The organism is Streptomyces sp. NPDC048718, from assembly GCF_043198875.1.
In the GTDB taxonomy this organism is placed as follows: Bacteria; Actinomycetota; Actinomycetes; order Streptomycetales; family Streptomycetaceae; genus Streptomyces.
Genome location: NZ_JBICVG010000014.1, coordinates 1 through 15,037, shown reverse-complemented (window position 1 = coordinate 15,037; position 15,037 = coordinate 1). Strand labels below are relative to the sequence as shown.

Here is a 15,037-nt window from a genome sequence, read left to right as displayed (position 1 = left end):
GTTTCGGGCGTGCCCCGAAGCACCGGCTCGCGACGCCCGCCCGGGCGTCTTACCGCCCGGGCGCCGCCCGAGTCCCCGGACGGTGTGGAGCTAGTATGCGCAGGCAGGAAGGGGTGGCCCCGCTCGGTCACCCTCACGGGGCGTTCAGGGGGCGTCGGTGGCGGTACGGTTCGGCGTTCTCGGGGATCTGACGCTCCATGTGGACGGGGAGAGACGGCCTGTTCCCGGAAAGGCCGGACTCCTGCTGGCCGTCCTGCTGCTTCCGGCCGGCCGGCCCCGGTCCGTCGACGAACTCGTCGACGGCCTGTGGGGCAGCAACCCGCCGCGCACCGCGTATCCGTCGCTGCACAACCACATCGCACGGCTCCGTACGGCACTCGGCCCGGAACGCGACCGTCTGACGGTCGCCGGCGGTTCCTACGCGTGCGAGGTCCACCCGGGGGAACTCGACGCGGCGGAGTTCGAGACCCGGCTGCGGCGTGCCCAGCGCGCCGGGCAGGACCAGGACTGGCCGACCGTGGACGAGGAGGCCCGCGCCGCCCTCGCCCTGTGGCGCGGCCGACCGCTGCCCGCGTTCCCCTCCCTCCATGAATCCCCCGAGCTGGTCCACCTCCGCGAACAGCACCTCCAAGTGGCCGAGTTGCGCTTCGAGGCGGCCCTGCGCGCGGGAGACCACCACGAGATCACCGCCGAGCTCGCCGGCCTCACCGCCGACCATCCGCTGCACGAGCCGATCCATCGCCAGCTCATGACGGCGCTGCACCGCGGCGGGCGGCCCGCCGACGCGCTCGCCGTGTACCACCGGCTGCGCCGCAGGCTCGTCGAGGAACTCGGTGTCGACCCGGCTCCGGGAACCCGGCGGATCTTCGAGGAAGTGCTCACCGCGAAGGAAGCCGGGCCCGGCGGGCCGGAGCCCTCTTCCACGGCCGCTCCCGCGGCGGATTCCGGGGCCGCCGCCCCGGCCGCTCCGGCGCCCGCGAGCGAAACCCGGTCAGGGAAGGCCGGATCCGTGCCCGCGCCCGGCCACCCCGCCCTGAACCAGATCCCCCGCGACACCCCGGACTTCACCGACCGGACCGCGGAACTCGCGACGATCACCGCCCGGCTGCTCGAACCCCCCGGCGACGGCCTGTCCTGCCTCGTCGTGATCTCGGGGATGGGCGGGGTCGGCAAGACCGCCCTCGCCGTCCGGGCCGCCCACGGCACCCGTGACGCGTTTCCCGACGGGCAGCTCTACGCGGACCTGCGGGGCTTCGGCGTGGGTTCGCCCCGTTCGGCCCACGAACTGCTCGCCCGGTTCCTCGTGGATCTCGGCGTCCCCGCCCACGCCGTCCCGGACGACACCGACGACCGGGCCGCGCTCTACCGCGCCCGGCTGGCCGAGCGCCGGGTGCTGATCATCCTCGACAACGCGCGCGACAGCGAACAGGTCGCCCCGCTGATTCCCGGCGGCGGCCCGGCGGCCGTGATCGTCACCAGCCGCCATCTGCTCGCCGGACTCCCGACCGCCACCCGCGTCGCGTTGCAGCCCTTCGGCGCGCCCGACCAGTACGAACTGCTCGCCGCGCTGTGCGGAACCGAGCGGCTGACGGCCGCGCCGCCGGCGACCGAGCGCATCCTCGCGGCATGCGCCGGACTGCCCCTGGCCCTGCGCATCGTGGGCTCGCGCCTGGCCCACAACGCGGGCCGGAGCGTGGAGCACTTCGCCGCCCGGTTCTCCTCGCCCGGCGGACGGCTCGCCGCACTCACCCTCGAACACCTCGATGTCACCGGCGTGTTCGAGGCGAGCTACCAGGCTCTCGTGACCAGCCCGCGCCGCCTGGACCGCGCCGCCGCCTCGGGATTCCGGCTGCTGGGCCTGTGGCCCCGCCATCCGTTCTCGGTCGAAGCGGCCTCCGCCCTCCTCGACCAGCCCCTCGGCCACACGATCGATGTACTCGACACCCTGGTCGACGCCTGCCTGCTGCAGAACCCGGTCGAGGGCACCTACCGCTTCCACGACCTGCTGGGCGAGTTCGCCGCCCAACTGGCCTCGGAGGAGACGCGGGAGAGCAGGGAACAAGCGCTGGTCCGGCTCGGCACGTGGTATTGCGCGGCCCTGGAACGCGCGGACACCGCGGTGGTGACCCGCCCCCGCAGACTGGCCGCGCCCCGGACCGAAGCCGTCCTGCCGGACTTCGCCGACCGGGCCGCGGGGCTGGACTGGATCACCCGGGAGCTGCCCGCCCTCACCACGCTCGTCGGGATCGCCGGTGCCGGACCACGGCCGGAACTGGCCTGGCTCACGGCGGGTAATCTGCTCGGCTGGGTCACCGCCCACCGGGGGCAGGACCTGTGGGAACGGCCTCTCGTGGACGCGCTGGACGTCGCCCGGCGCGAGAACGACCTCGCCGGGCAGGCGATGATGCACAACCTTCTCGGCGTGGCCCACGGCTGCTCGTACCGTAACGAGATCAGCCTCCGCCATCTCTACGCGGCCGACGACCTCCTCGACCGGCTCGGCCGAAGAGACTGGCAGACGGACGTGCTGGGGAACATCGGCAACGCGGCGGCCCAGGCCGGCCGCTACGAGGAGGGGCTCGCGGCCATCCGCAAGGCCCTCCCGTACTTCGCCGGCGCCGAGAACCTTCCCGTCGTCTTCGCCCACACCCATGCGACGCTTCTGTTCCGGACCGGGGACCTCGAAGGCGCCGAGGCCACGTTCCGCGCGTGCCTGGAACGCTGCCGCGTGACCCACCCGTCCTATGTGACCATCGTCCTGGTCAACCTGGGCGATGTCCTGCGGGCTCGGGGACGGCGAAGCGAAGCCCTCCAGTGCCTTGAGGAGGCCTGCCGTGCGGCGGAGGACATCCACCACGACTTCGCCCTCGCCGACGCCCTGGAGGCACTCGCCCGCTGCCACCTGCACTTCGGCGACGCGGAGCGGGCCGAGTCCTGCTGGCGCCGATCCCTGGAGATCGCGGAGAAGTTCGGGTTCGAACGGGTGATCAGCGACTGTCTGGCCGGACTCGACTCGCTCGACACGCTCGGCGGGGAGGGGGCCGGTGGGCGGTCCGGCGCGCCGCCCACCGGCCCCTGACCGCCCCTCGGGGCGCTGCCGGTGCCGACGGCCGGCCCCCTCCCGGGAACCGGAGCAGGACCCGCGCGCCCTCCTCCGGCTCCTTCGACTCCTCTGGCTCTTCTGCCTTCTCCGCCTGTTCCGCCTATTCGGCCTTTCCGTCTTCCGTTCGTCCTACTGTCCGGGCGACTCCGGCTGGACGCCGGGCTCCGGCGCCTGCCGGCTCGGGCCCCGGAAACGCGCGAACGTCTTCGTCAGGGACTTCAGCGGCGAGGCCTCCTCCTTGGCCGCCACCGGTGACGCGGCCTTGGCCGCCCCGTTGCCGCCGGTCGCCTCGGCGAGCGCGGCCAGGGCCGACTGGGCGGCCTCCCGGTACAGGTCGCAGGACTCCGTCATGGAACGGAGTGCCGTGGCGTACGTGGTGACCATGGTCCGCGCGTGGGCCAGTTCCTCGTCGAGGGTGTACAGATGCCAGCCCTGCCGCAGCCGGGCCAGGGCCCGCTCGGCTTCGGCCGGCAGGGGCCACGGCAGGGCGTCGAACTCCTTGATCTTGTCGAGGAGTTCGGTGGGCTCCGTACCGTCCAGGAAGACATTGCGTATCGTGAAGCGCTCCGCCTCGTAGCCGGAAGCCTTCGGCGCCGGAGGCAGGATGACGGCGCCCCCGCGCGGAATGCCCACGCCCAGTTCCTTCTTCAGCGCGAAGTCGACGATCAGCGCCTGCTCCGGCGAGGCCCGGTGTTCGACCACCCGGTGGCGCAGGCTCGGGGGCAGGAACGCTGTGACCGGCCGGCTGCCGAGGGCGTCAGGCGTCATCGCCTCGTGCACCACGACATGGATGAACCAGCTCTGCCGGGCGCAGGCCCGCAGCCGGCGGCGCAGCTCGTCGTCGTCCTTCGGCAGGCGGTTCGCCGCGCGCAGGCGCACGCCCGGGACGGTCTCGCCGTCCCACTCGACCTGCTCGCTGTCCGGCCAGAAGACGGTGGCGGGGGAGATCCAGTCCGCCTCCCAGGCCCGCTCGGCCTCCGCGGCCAGGACCCAGGTGACGCCGCCGCGCTCCGCGCGTCGCTGCTCCGGGTCGTACGTGGTCAGCTGCGCGCGCACCGTGACGTCGTCGGCCACGCGCCAGCGGACCTCGAAGACACGGCGGGCACCCGGGCCGGGGTCGGCGGACTCGTCCCGGGGATACAGATCGGTGGAGCGCGCCGCCTCGACCGGGTCGAGGTCCAGGAAGTCGTCGATCACCCGAGCCGCCTTGAGCGCGATCAGATTGCGCCGGACGTCCCGCTCGGGCTCGGACCCGAGGTGACGCCCACGACCGAGCCAGGTGGTGTCGGGGACGGTGGTCGATGCAGTGGTGTTCTTGGCCATGGAACCGTTCCGTGGGCGATCAGGGCCACACCAGTATGGGCCGCGACCCGGGCGAGGGAAGCGGTACCCCGTCCGAGCCGTCGTGAATCGAACGCCGGGCGGCGGGAAAAGGGGTGCCCCGTTCCCTTGGCCCGTTTCCTTGGCCCGGGCGGATGATCCGCTGATCGGGCCGCTGGTCGGGCCGTCGGCCGGGGCCGTCGCGGATCCGGCTCCTCAGCCGGTGATCCGCGACGGCCCCTGGGCCCTCAGGAGTCCTGCGGCGGGGCCTGCGCCTCGACGATGGCCGCCGCCTCCTCCGGTGTCTCCACCGAGGGCGGCGAGCCCTCCAGCGGGCTCCGCGCGGTCTCCTTCATGAGGGCCACCGTCACCACGCCGACCAGCGCGGCGCCCATCGCGTAGTAGGCGGGCATCATGTCGGAGCCGGTCGCGCCGATCAGCGCGGTGATCACCAGCGGGGTGGTGCCGCCGAACAGGGACGCCGACAGGTTGTAGCCGACCGACAGGGAACCGTTGCGGACATCGGTCGGGAACATCGCGGGCAGCGCCGCCGACATCGTGCCCAGCAGACACACCAGGGACAGGCCCAGCATCAGCATGCCGCCCGAGACCGCGACGAGACTTCCCTGCCGTACCAGCAGGAAGGAGGGCGCGGACAGGACGAGGAAGCCGAGCATGCCCGTCATCAGCAGGGGCTTGCGGCCGAAGCGGTCGGACAGCCGGCCCACCTGGTTGATGAGCAGCATGAGCAGCACCATCGTGGCCACGAGGATCAGCAGCCCGTGGGTGACGCTGTAGTCCAGCTCGTCCGACAGATACGTCGGCATGTACGACAGCAGCATGTAGTCGGTGATGTTGTACGCGCCCACCAGGGCGACGCACAGCAGCAGCGGCCGCCAGTGGGCGCGGAAGATCTCGCCGAGACCGCTTCGGGTGGTCTTGGCCGCGTCCGGCTTCGGGCGGGTGCGGTCGGCGGAGTCATCCAGCTTGAGGTAGGCGGGAGTGTCGTCCAGACGCAGCCGCAGATAGATACCGATCATGCCGAGCGGAGCGGCCGCGAGGAACGGTACCCGCCAGCCCCAGGCGTCCATGCCGTCCTGGCCCAGCCAGGCGGTGAGGCCTGTGACGAGGCCGGCCGCCGTGGCGTAGCCGGCGAGAGTGCCCAGCTCCAGGAAGCTGCCGAAGAATCCGCGCCGCTTGTCGGGCGCGTACTCGGCGATGAAGGTGGCGGCCCCACCGTACTCGCCGCCGGTGGAGAAGCCCTGGAGCAGTCGGAAGAGTATGAGAAGGACCGGGGCCCAGAAGCCGATGGCGGTGTAGCCGGGGACGACACCGATGGCGAAGGTGCCGATCGCCATCAGGATCATGGTCAGGGCCAGCACCTTCTTACGGCCGATCCGGTCCCCCATCGGCCCGAAGACCATGCCGCCGAGCGGCCGCACCAGGAAGGCGACGGCGAAGGTGGCGAAGGAGGACAGCAGCTGGACGGTGTCGCTCCCGGACGGGAAGAACACCCGCCCGAGGGTGCCGGCCAGATAGGCGTAGATGCCGAAGTCGTACCACTCCATGGCGTTGCCCAGCGAGGCCGCCTTCACCGCGCGCCGCACCGCGGCGTCGTCCGTCACCGTGATGTCGGAACGGCGCAGCCGGGGGTTCTGCCGGCGCCTGGCCGCGCGGAACAAGGCCTGATGGCGCTTGGCGGCAGCGGAATCGGGGACTTGGAGGTTCTCTGGGGAGGACGTGGCGACTTCCTTTCCGGAGGCAGACGGCTTGCCTGCTGAGCGTGTGCTCGTACAGGGAGCCTCTGCGTGTGTTGACGGTTCTCAGGCCGTACTGTTCCCCGGATCGGGCGACGTACTGTTTTTGTGACTTCGGTCATGCGGAGGGACGAGCGCGACGGGGGCCGCGAAGCCCCCGAAGCGGTATCGGAGGCCGAAGGCTTGCCTTTATGCCGTGTCACCGGTCAATATGGTGACGTGAATCATGCCTTTCCCTGTGGGACGCTCTGTCTGGATTTCGTCGGTACGTTGCGGGCGCGCCGTAACGACGTGCCGTTGGAGAAGCTGGCGACGCCCGGTCTGGTGGACGACTGGTTCGTGGAGTCGGGGATGCTCGATCTGGCCCCGGGGGCGAGCGAGTCGGATGTGACCCTGGCGGTGCAGTTGCGGGAAGCGGTCTACGAGCTGGTCGCGGCGCGGTTGGACGGGCGGGCGCTGCCGGTGGAGGCGGTGGCCGAGGTGAATCTGCACGCGGCCGGTCTGCCGGTGACGCTGCGGCTGGGTCCGGACGGGGTGATGCGGTCGGGTTCGGTGGCGCAGGGGTTGGCGGAGCTGGCCCGTGAGGCGGTGCGGCTGGTGGGTGGTGAGGAGGCGGCGCTGTTGCGGGAGTGTGCGCGGCCTGAGTGCACTCAGGTGTATCTGGATCGTTCGCGGGGGCATCGCCGGGAGTGGTGTGCGATGCGGACCTGTGGCAATCGGGTCAAGGCGGCGAACTACCGGGCGCGGCAGAACGCGGCCCAGGCCTGACCGTAACCGTCCGCGGCCGTACCCATCCGGGGCCCGGGGACAGTCGGGCGTGCCCCTCACCGAGCCGCGCCGGACGTCTCGGCGCGGCTCGGCGAGGGCCGGTCGGCCATCTCGGCCGGCCGCGACGGTCAGGCCTGCGAAACCCTCGCGATCTGGGCGTGCCAGACCTCGCTGAGGCGGTCCATCCACAGCCCGGACAACACGTCGAGCGACTTCGGAGCGGCACTGCGCACGATATTCGCGGTCACCAGCCGGGTGCCCTCCTCGGTCGGCGTGAGCACCCACGCCTGGTACAACTGCACCCCGGCGCCGATCCCCAGCCAGCCGATCCGGTACGGCGGCTCGTTCTCGCCCACGAAGATCTCGAACTTGTGCCCGTGCCAGTGCACATGGAAGAACTGCTCCTGCCCCTCGCTGCTCACCGCGCCCACACCGGGAGACCAGTCCGGCCAGTGCGACACATTGGTGAGCAGCTCGAATGCCCGGTCCACCGGCGTCCGCACCAGAGCCTGCCGCTCGTCGTAGTCGTGCGCGTCGTCGGGCGAGAAGCCGGCCGGCCAGTGAATGTCCGGGCGGCCGTGCGACATCTCGTGCATCCGGCTGTCTTCCTTTCGCGCTACTGCTCGGCTTTCGGTGAGGTCACCGGGAGGAGGCCGCCGGGCAGGACGATCTCACTCCCAGTCTGTGCCCGGACATCTGATCACGCCTCAGTCGAATGACTGAGAGCGCGGGGACGTCATCGGGATCCGCCCTCGTCCGGGAGGGGGCCCAGGGAGTCCAGAGCGTCCCGCAGCGCCGTGCGCGAACTGATGCCGAGCTTGGGATAGATCTGGTACAGATGAGTGCCGACCGTCCGATGGGACAGGAACAGCCGCTCGGCTATCTGCTTGTTGGTCAGCCCGCTGGCCGCCAGCCGCGCGATGTGCAGTTCCTGCGCGGTCAGGGACACCGACGCCACCGGTGAGATCGCCGGCCCCGCGTACCCCGTCGCGCGCAGTTCCGCCGTCGCCCGCTTCACCCACGGGGCCGCGCCCAGCGCCTCGAAGGACTCCAGCGCCGTGACGAGCTGTTCCCGGGCCTCCCGCGTCGCCCGCCGGCGCCGGAGATGCTCACCGTGGAAGAGCCGTACGCGGGCGATGTCGAACGGCCACTTCTCGGCCTCGCTCCCCACCGAGGACAGCGCCCGGTCGAACAGGGCGAGGGCCTCGTCCCCCGGCGCGGTCAGCGCCTCACAGGCCAGGACCAGCAGATTCAGCCGCGGCGAGAGCGCGGCCATCGCGGAGGCCCGCATGGCGGCCGCGTGCGCCGCGGCCTCGTCGGTCCGGCCGGTCCGCAGGGCCGCCTCCACCAGGTCCATCGCGCTCCACAACGCGTGCGGGACATAGGGCGCGAGGGTGCCGGGCGCGCTGACCACGGTCGCGTACCGGTAGGCGGCCTCGAAATCACCGCCGCCGAGCGCGCCCAGCGCCTTGGCGTGACTGGCGAAGAACCGGGCGCCATGAGCGCCGCGCGGCGTCGCCCAGCGCACGATGTCCGCGACGAGAGCGTCACTCGTCGCCAGCTCGCCCCGGGCCGCGGCCACGAGGGCTTGTACGTACTGGAGTTCCCAGGCGAAGAAGTGGTAATCGTGCTCCTCACACAGGACGAGACCCTCGCCCGCCAGCCGCGTGGCGTCGTCCCAGCGCCCCAGGTTGTAGTAGTCCAGGCCCAGATGCATCAGCGCGCCCAGATGCCGCCGTACGGGCGCCGTGCCGGCCCGGCCGTGCTCGACCAGCCGCACCGACGCCTCCCGTACCCGGGCCAGCCGGTCCGGGTACACCGAAGCGGTGCCCAGCCGCACCACCTGGGTCGGATCGTCCCCGACGCGTGCCGACAGAGCGTCCAGCCGGGCCAGGCCCTCGGGGCCGGTACGGGCGGGGTCGCCGAAGGTCCGCGACACCGTCCACAGCAGATCGGGCGGCTCGGGGGCCAGCCGGTCCACGGCCCGAAGCAGCGGCTCCCACAGCCGGGGTTCGCCACCGTGCCAGCACAGCAGCACCAGACTGTGCAGCGCGTCGATGAGCGCGTCGTCGGAGGCGTCGTAGCCGTGGTCGCCGTTCTCGATCGCGCCGACCAGCAGACGGTGGGCGGTGTCGATGTCCCCGTCCTTGTTGATCAGCAGGAAGGAGGCGGCCGCCGCCGCGTGCAGCGAGTCGTGCCCCGACGGATCGGCCGCGCGGGCCCCGGCCAGCAGCCGGGAGGCGTCCGCCAGTTCGCCCCCGGCGTCGGTGCCGATGTACGCGGCCTCGGCCAGCCGCCGGCTCTTGTCGGCGGGCGCCGGACTGAGTCCGGCGGCCCGGGTCAGGGCGGTCACCGCGCCGAGCGCGTCCCCGCGCCGCACCCGCAGATGCGCGGCCTGCTCCAGCAGCGCCGCGACCTCCTCGTCCGGGCCCACCGCCGCCTCTCCCAGATGCCACGCGCGCCGCTCCGGCAGGTCGGCGAGCACCTCCGCGAGCGCCCGGTGCGCACGGTGGAGTTCCGCCGTCGTCGCCTGCGCCACCACGGCGGAGCCGATCAGCGGATGCCGGAACGAGAGCCGCCGGGCACCGGCCGAGACCTCCACCAGCCGTTCGCGTTCCGCGGGCGCGAGGTCGTCGATGACGGCGTGACCGCGCGCCGCGGCCTCGACCGGCGCGAGATCCCCCGTGCCGTCGAGCGCCGCGAGAAGCAGCAGCCGCCGGGTCGGCGCCGGCAGACCGCCCACCCGGGACACGAACATCGCCTGCAGCCGCTCGCTCAGCGGCAGTACGGCCGGCACCGCCGTCAGAGCGGTGCGCTGTTCCCCGCTCAGGGCGGCCGGGAGTTCGACGAGCGCCAGCGGATTGCCGTGCGCCTCCGCGACGATGCGGCGTCGCACCGCGGGCGAGACATCGGGGTGGGCGAGGGCGACCAGCTCGGCCGAGGCCGTGTCGTCCAGGGGCGGCAGCCGGTGCTCGGTCAGGCCGCTGGACTCGAAGAAGCTGGCGGAGCCGGTACGACAGGCCGCGACGAAACTGACCTTGCTGCCGACGAGCCGGCGGGCGACGAAACCGAGGACCCCGGTGGTCGCCCGGTCCAGCCAGGGAAGGTCGTCGACGACGACGAGCAGCGGCGTGTCCCGGGAGAGCATCCGCAGCAGCAACAGCACGGCCGTCGAGGTCACCAGCCGGTCGGGGCTCGGCCCGCTGCCGATGCCGACCGCGACTCGCAGGGCGTCGCGGTGGCCGGCGTCCAGGATCCCGAACTCGTCGAAGAGCGGAACGAGAAGCTGATTGAGCCCGGCGTAACTGATGTCGGCCTCGAACTGCACGCCCCGGGCCCGCAGCACCCGCACACCCCGCCGTGCCGAGTCCGCGGCCAGCGCGTCGAGCACGGCCGTCTTGCCCACGCCCGCCTCACCGGTCAGCAGCAGGGCCGCGCCCTGGACCACGGAGTCGTGGAGGAAGGAACGGATGAACGACAGGTCCTCGGTCCGCCCGACCAGTCGTGTCGCGCCGCGTGGGGAGCGGCGCTCCACCTCGTTCATCGGGCTGCCTCCAACGGCCATGACGTAAGAGAGGCCCGGCGCTGTGCCCCGGACCCGCTCGACTCGATATCGGTGACTCGTATGATCACTCGCAGGCCCATGCAATCACTCGTACGCGAAGCATGTCCACCAACGGGCGCCGCCGGTCCGCTCCCTGGACCACCGGACGTCCACAACCCTTCTGACCGGGGGCTTTTCCCGCCCGTACACCAGAACGAGGCGTCCGGGCGGGGCCGTTGGAGGGGCTGGACCGGACTGGGCCGGACTGGACTGGGCCGGACTGGGCCGGGCCGGTCGTGCCGCCGCCGTCAGCGGAGGATCTCCTCGCGGACGGGGAGCATCAGCCAGGGGGATCCGTCCGGCTTCTCCGCGGTGGACGACGCGTTCTCGGTGATCAGCCCCGCCAGGTCCTGCCGGCGCTGCGGGTCCGCGGAGCGGACGTAACGGGCCATCAGGCGGCGTACGTCCCCGCTCACGTGCAGCCGTTCGATCGTGTCCACCATCGGGCTCTCCTTGTCTTCAGCGGCGGGCGCGGGCAGGTGCACGGGCATGGGTGCCGCCCGGTGCACCGAGCCTGGACTTCTGGAAATGGACCGGCAAGTCCAGAACGGACGGCCCGCTTTCGCGCCCGGCGGTCCGCCCCGGGGCGATCGAAGACCGCCGAACCCGCCCGTCTCCCGGGTCAGTCGGATGACGTACCCAGGGGCGGGGTGCGGGGGCGACGGCGACGGGTGCGGGGGAGCGGGGTGAGGGTGACGCAGTCGGAGGCAGGGTCAGGTGACGGATGCCGGAGGCGTGGCCGACACGGGAGGGTCGGCACGAGGATCACGCACCATGGAAGGGGGCTTCCCGTCATGAACGGCGAACAGGCCGGTGGCCGCACCGGTCGGACTGGCCGGACCGGCCGGGTGGGAGAGGCCGGGGTGCCGGCACTCCGGCTGGACATCCGGCGGGTGCTGGACGGTGTGCCGGTGCAGCCCATCGGGGTGGAGTTCCGGTTCGACCCCTCGTCGCCGATGGTGGTGTCGGCGACGTTCACCCCGGGACACGGCCGGGAGGTGACCTGGCGAATCGGTCGCGGGCTGCTGTACCGGGGGCTGTACGGGGAGAGCGGCGAGGGCGACGTACAGGCCTGGCCGGTGCGGGGGGAGGCGGCCGACGTGCTGTGGCTGCTGCTGGAGTCGCGGGAGAGCAGCGCGGTGTTCGAACTGCCCATGGCCGAGGTCGAGGGGTGGCTGGACGCCACGTACGGACTCGTGCCGGCGGAGGCGGAAGCGGACGCGCTGGACTGGGCTGCCTTCCTCGGAGAGTTGCTGGACGACCGCGAGCAGTGCGGCGATTGACCGAGCCGGGCGGATGACGGCCTCGGGCGGCGATCTGCCGACCTCCCCCTCCCCGCGTAAGAGCCCCGGGTGGCGGGACGGACGTCCCGCCACCCGGGGCTCGGGTTTCGCCCACCGTGTCTTCAGGCCGGCCCGGATCAGGCGGCGACGCCGGTGGAGTTGACGACGACGGGGATGTTGCCGCGGGTGGCCTTGGAGTAGGGGCAGAGCTGGTGGGCGGCCTCGCCGAGCGCGGTGGCGGTGGCCTGGTCGACGCCGCCGAGTTCGAGATTGAGGACGGCGGAGAGGCCGAACTCGCCGTCGTCGCCGTGAGTGAGCGTCGCCTCGACGGTGATGGCGGTCGACGCGAGGGAGATCCCCCGCTGGGAAGCGGCGCGCCGGACGGCACCGAGGAAGCAGGCGCCCCAGCCGGCGGCGAAGAGCTGCTCGGGGTTGGTGGCGCCACCGGCGCCGCCGAGCTCCTTCGGGATGGCGAGACGGATGTCGAGGAGTTCGTCGCCGGCTTCGGCGCGGCCCCCGTTGCGTCCTTCTCCGGTCACCGTGACGACGCCGGTGTAGGTGACTGCCATGTCCGTGTACTCCTCTTCCGTGGGTATCCGATGTCACACCTGTTGAGGTGTGACGATTATGGGTGCACGAAAACTCACCTGTCAGGACGGTTATTTGTGTGGGGGTGTGTGAGCGAAGGTGCGGGGAATCTCCCGTGCTCGCCGGCACGGCCGTGTTCCGAGACGGCGAGGGCACGGTCGACGAGCGGGCCGCGCGCCCCGGGCTGGGTGACGCCGCCACGGGCCCATCAGAGATCCAGACCTCTGATGACCGACGAATCGAGGTGCGCGGGGAAGCGGCGGACGGGGAGACGGGAAAGGGGGTGCGGCGCGGGGAACCTCAGGCCACGGGCGGGAGGTTGGGGCCCGTGGTGCCGAGCTGTTCGGTGGCGATCACCGGCGGCACCGGCCACGTCACCCCCTTCGGCGGCCAGCTCTGGCCGGTGGCCCGGAGGAAGTCCGCGGGCGGTTCGTACAGCGGCGGCTGGGTCCCGTCCGGAATCATCGACGCCCACGAGACGCCCTCGGTGCGGTCCTTGAACTCCTGCTTCATGCCGTCGAGCAGCTCGGGCTGCTCGATGAGGTCGACGGCGCCGGCCGCCAGGTAACGGGCCGCGGACAGCAGAGCCTGGTGGCCGATGTTGGTGGCCGCCGTGGCGGTGACACCCCAGTTGTGGTTGGGCAGCCCGGGCGGGTAGGCGGCGGACAGCAGCACCGCGGTGGGCGCCTGCCAGCTGATGTCGGCGGTGTCCGTGGCCAGACCGCCGCTGTACGCCGCGGCCGGGGGCGCCAGCGGGGTCAGCTCCGTCGCCATGCCCACCTCGGGCTTGCCGAGCGACTTCTGCACCGCCTTCGCCAGGGCGTGGTCCGCCTCGGTGAACCGGGGCGCGCCGATCTGCCGCATATTGTCGTCGAGCAGCTCCGCGCCGGCCTTGTTCGCCAGCAGATTCCAGGTGGCGGAGTGGAACTTGTGCACCAGACGGGTCTGGCTCGCCTGGGCGGCGGCCTTCGCGCAGTCCACGATCTTCTCGTAGAGCACCCGGGCGCGCGCCGGGCTCCCCTCCCGGACGAAGAACCAGATGGAGCACATGTCGGGGGTCACGTTCGGGGCGCCGCCGCCGTTGATGATGGCGTAGTGGAACCTGCCGGACGGGGCGACGTTCTTCTCCCGCAGGTACTCCGACATCGTCGCCATCAACAGGGCGCCGTCCAGACCGCTCTTGTTGCCCAGCGGGGTGCCGCCGTGCCCCGAGGCACCCAGGAAGGTGAAGGTCGCCGACACCAGGGCGCTGGTGGTGTTCCAGAACGGCACCGTGATGTTGAACGGATGCCAGTCGAGGAAGGCGTCCAGTCCGTCGTAGACCCCCTCCTTGGCCGCGTACGCCTTGCCGACGAGCTGCTCCTCGCCCGCGCTGCCGAACAGTTTGACGGTGGCCTTCAGGCCATGGGCGCGGATCGCCTGGGCGACGGCGATCGCGGCGGCCGTGCCGCCGGCGCCCAAGGTGTTGTGCGCGTCGCCGTGTCCGGCGCCGTAGGTCGGGCCGTAGGCGTCGTAGTGGTACACCAGCGGGTCGTGCGTGGCCACGCCCTTCTTCTGGGAGAGCCCGGGCAGGGCGTCGTACTCGGCGTTGAAGCCGATGACGGGCCCTTCGGTGCCGTAGGTGGCCACGAAGGCGGTCGGGAAGCCCGCCGCGCCCCAGGTGACGGTGAAGCCGTTCGCCTTCAGCAGTGCGGCGGTGGCGAGAGAGGACTTCCACTCGCGGAGGGACAGCTCCGCGTGCTGCCATATGTCGTCGCTCAGCTGGGTGATCGCGCCCTCGTTGGCGCCGATCCAGTCGAGTGCGGTCCGCTTCGCCGCGGTGCTCCGCGCCAGCCCCGTCGGGGCCCGATAGGCGGCCGGGGAGACCCCGGTCCGCTCGTCGTACCCGAGGGTCGCCGCGAGCACCGGGTCGGCCTGGAGGATCGCCGCGGTCGTCGCGGTGGCGCTCAGCCCGAACATCTTGAGCAGACGCCTGCGGCCCATGTCGAGATTGCTCATGCGGTCTCTTCCTCGCTCTGCGGAGAGGGGCGGCTGACGGTCGGAAGAGGCGGACCTCGCGCACACTTCCCCGAATGGCCGGAACGACGGCCCGTCACCGGGGCGATCGGCGCCTGCCGATGGCGCACCTCGGCGGATCCGGCGCGGGCCGACCGGGGGCGCCGACCGACACATGTTTCCCGGAGTATGTCACATGTGTGAGTAGCGGCCGGGCCTTGTGTGGCATCAGGTGTGACCGGGGAGCGGGAGAGCGGGAGACGGGTCCGGGGAGCGGGGGATGACCCGGGAGTGCGGGGCCGGTCCGGGCCGAGCTGGTCCGGGCTGGGCCGGGCCGAGCTGGTCCGGGCTGGGCCGGGCCGGAACTGGGCGGGCGTGCAGCCGTGTTGCGGGGGTTGCCGGACCCGCGCCGGACCCCCCGCCGGTCTCCGCGTCACCGGTCCGCGACCGGCCTGCGTACGCCGATCGGGCAGCGTCTTCGTCACCTCGGCGTCGGAGTGGTGCCACCGAGGCACGGAAACAGCGTGTGCCGGGTGTGTGGGTGGTGTCAGGTGAGGGTGTACATCACCGAGCGGTCGTGCTTGTGGCGTTGGATGCGGCCCTTGGCGACGAGTGATTC

10 protein-coding genes are annotated in these 15,037 nt (G+C 72.1%); 3 read left to right on the top strand and 7 right to left on the bottom strand.

Going from position 1 to position 15,037, the window contains the following annotated elements; translation table 11 throughout:
- The first annotated feature begins 157 nt into the window (after positions 1–157).
- On the top strand, positions 158–3,079 hold the full coding sequence (locus ACGFRB_RS24780; protein ID WP_393246029.1) for a BTAD domain-containing putative transcriptional regulator: 2,922 nt from the start codon (positions 158–160) through the stop codon (positions 3,077–3,079).
- A 153-nt stretch (positions 3,080–3,232) separates the two neighbouring features.
- Here ACGFRB_RS24780 and ACGFRB_RS24775 read toward each other — a convergent pair whose 3' ends face one another.
- Positions 3,233–4,426, bottom strand: coding sequence for a hypothetical protein (locus tag ACGFRB_RS24775; protein ID WP_363011270.1), 1,194 nt, complete (start codon positions 4,424–4,426; stop codon positions 3,233–3,235).
- Positions 4,427–4,671: 245 nt separating this feature from the next.
- Positions 4,672–6,105 (bottom strand): MFS transporter, encoded by a 1,434-nt coding sequence (locus ACGFRB_RS24770; protein WP_393246027.1) that lies wholly within the window; start codon positions 6,103–6,105, stop codon positions 4,672–4,674.
- 294 nt (positions 6,106–6,399) lie between these two features.
- Here ACGFRB_RS24770 and ACGFRB_RS24765 point away from each other — a divergent pair, with 294 nt between their 5' ends.
- Positions 6,400–6,948 carry a CGNR zinc finger domain-containing protein gene (locus ACGFRB_RS24765; RefSeq protein WP_393246025.1) on the top strand — a complete coding sequence of 183 codons (549 nt, stop codon included), beginning with the start codon at positions 6,400–6,402 and terminating at the stop codon, positions 6,946–6,948.
- Positions 6,949–7,076: 128 nt separating this feature from the next.
- Here the strand turns inward: ACGFRB_RS24765 and ACGFRB_RS24760 are convergent, their stop codons facing one another.
- The 3 genes from ACGFRB_RS24760 to ACGFRB_RS24750 all read right to left on the bottom strand — a co-directional run bounded on the left by ACGFRB_RS24760 (position 7,077) and on the right by ACGFRB_RS24750 (position 10,995).
- Entirely contained in the window at positions 7,077–7,544 is a 468-nt protein-coding gene (locus tag ACGFRB_RS24760; protein ID WP_393246023.1) for an SRPBCC family protein, read from the bottom strand.
- A 140-nt stretch (positions 7,545–7,684) separates the two neighbouring features.
- Positions 7,685–10,492, bottom strand: a complete 2,808-nt coding sequence (locus ACGFRB_RS24755) for an ATP-binding protein (RefSeq protein WP_393246021.1) — start codon at positions 10,490–10,492, stop codon at positions 7,685–7,687.
- 308 nt (positions 10,493–10,800) lie between these two features.
- Positions 10,801–10,995 (bottom strand): hypothetical protein, encoded by a 195-nt coding sequence (locus ACGFRB_RS24750; protein WP_393246019.1) that lies wholly within the window; start codon positions 10,993–10,995, stop codon positions 10,801–10,803.
- Positions 10,996–11,346: 351 nt separating this feature from the next.
- Between ACGFRB_RS24750 and ACGFRB_RS24745 the strand changes: the two genes are divergently transcribed.
- Positions 11,347–11,835, top strand: coding sequence for an SsgA family sporulation/cell division regulator (locus ACGFRB_RS24745; protein WP_363011258.1), 489 nt, complete (start codon positions 11,347–11,349; stop codon positions 11,833–11,835).
- Between the two features lie 137 nt (positions 11,836–11,972).
- Here ACGFRB_RS24745 and ACGFRB_RS24740 read toward each other — a convergent pair whose 3' ends face one another.
- Both ACGFRB_RS24740 and ACGFRB_RS24735 read right to left on the bottom strand, forming a co-directional pair.
- Complete coding sequence (locus ACGFRB_RS24740; protein ID WP_393246017.1) at positions 11,973–12,404, bottom strand: Ohr family peroxiredoxin; 432 nt, start codon at positions 12,402–12,404, stop codon at positions 11,973–11,975.
- A gap of 319 nt (positions 12,405–12,723) precedes the next feature.
- Positions 12,724–14,421 carry an amidohydrolase gene (locus ACGFRB_RS24735; protein WP_363011254.1) on the bottom strand — a complete coding sequence of 566 codons (1,698 nt, stop codon included), beginning with the start codon at positions 14,419–14,421 and terminating at the stop codon, positions 12,724–12,726.
- Between the last annotated feature and the right edge of the window lie 616 nt (positions 14,422–15,037).

Bases quoted from the DNA above. Each gene is read 5' to 3' on its own strand.
- ACGFRB_RS24775 (WP_363011270.1), bottom strand. From the start codon at position 4,426: ATGGCCAAGAACACCACTGCATCGACCACCGTCCCCGACACCACCTGG.
- ACGFRB_RS24760 (WP_393246023.1), bottom strand. From the start codon at position 7,544: ATGCACGAGATGTCGCACGGCCGCCCGGACATTCACTGGCCGGCCGGC.
- ACGFRB_RS24755 (WP_393246021.1), bottom strand. From the start codon at position 10,492: ATGAACGAGGTGGAGCGCCGCTCCCCACGCGGCGCGACACGACTGGTC.
- ACGFRB_RS24750 (WP_393246019.1), bottom strand. From the start codon at position 10,995: ATGGTGGACACGATCGAACGGCTGCACGTGAGCGGGGACGTACGCCGC.
- ACGFRB_RS24745 (WP_363011258.1), top strand. From the start codon at position 11,347: ATGAACGGCGAACAGGCCGGTGGCCGCACCGGTCGGACTGGCCGGACC.
- ACGFRB_RS24740 (WP_393246017.1), bottom strand. From the start codon at position 12,404: ATGGCAGTCACCTACACCGGCGTCGTCACGGTGACCGGAGAAGGACGC.
- ACGFRB_RS24735 (WP_363011254.1), bottom strand. From the start codon at position 14,421: ATGAGCAATCTCGACATGGGCCGCAGGCGTCTGCTCAAGATGTTCGGG.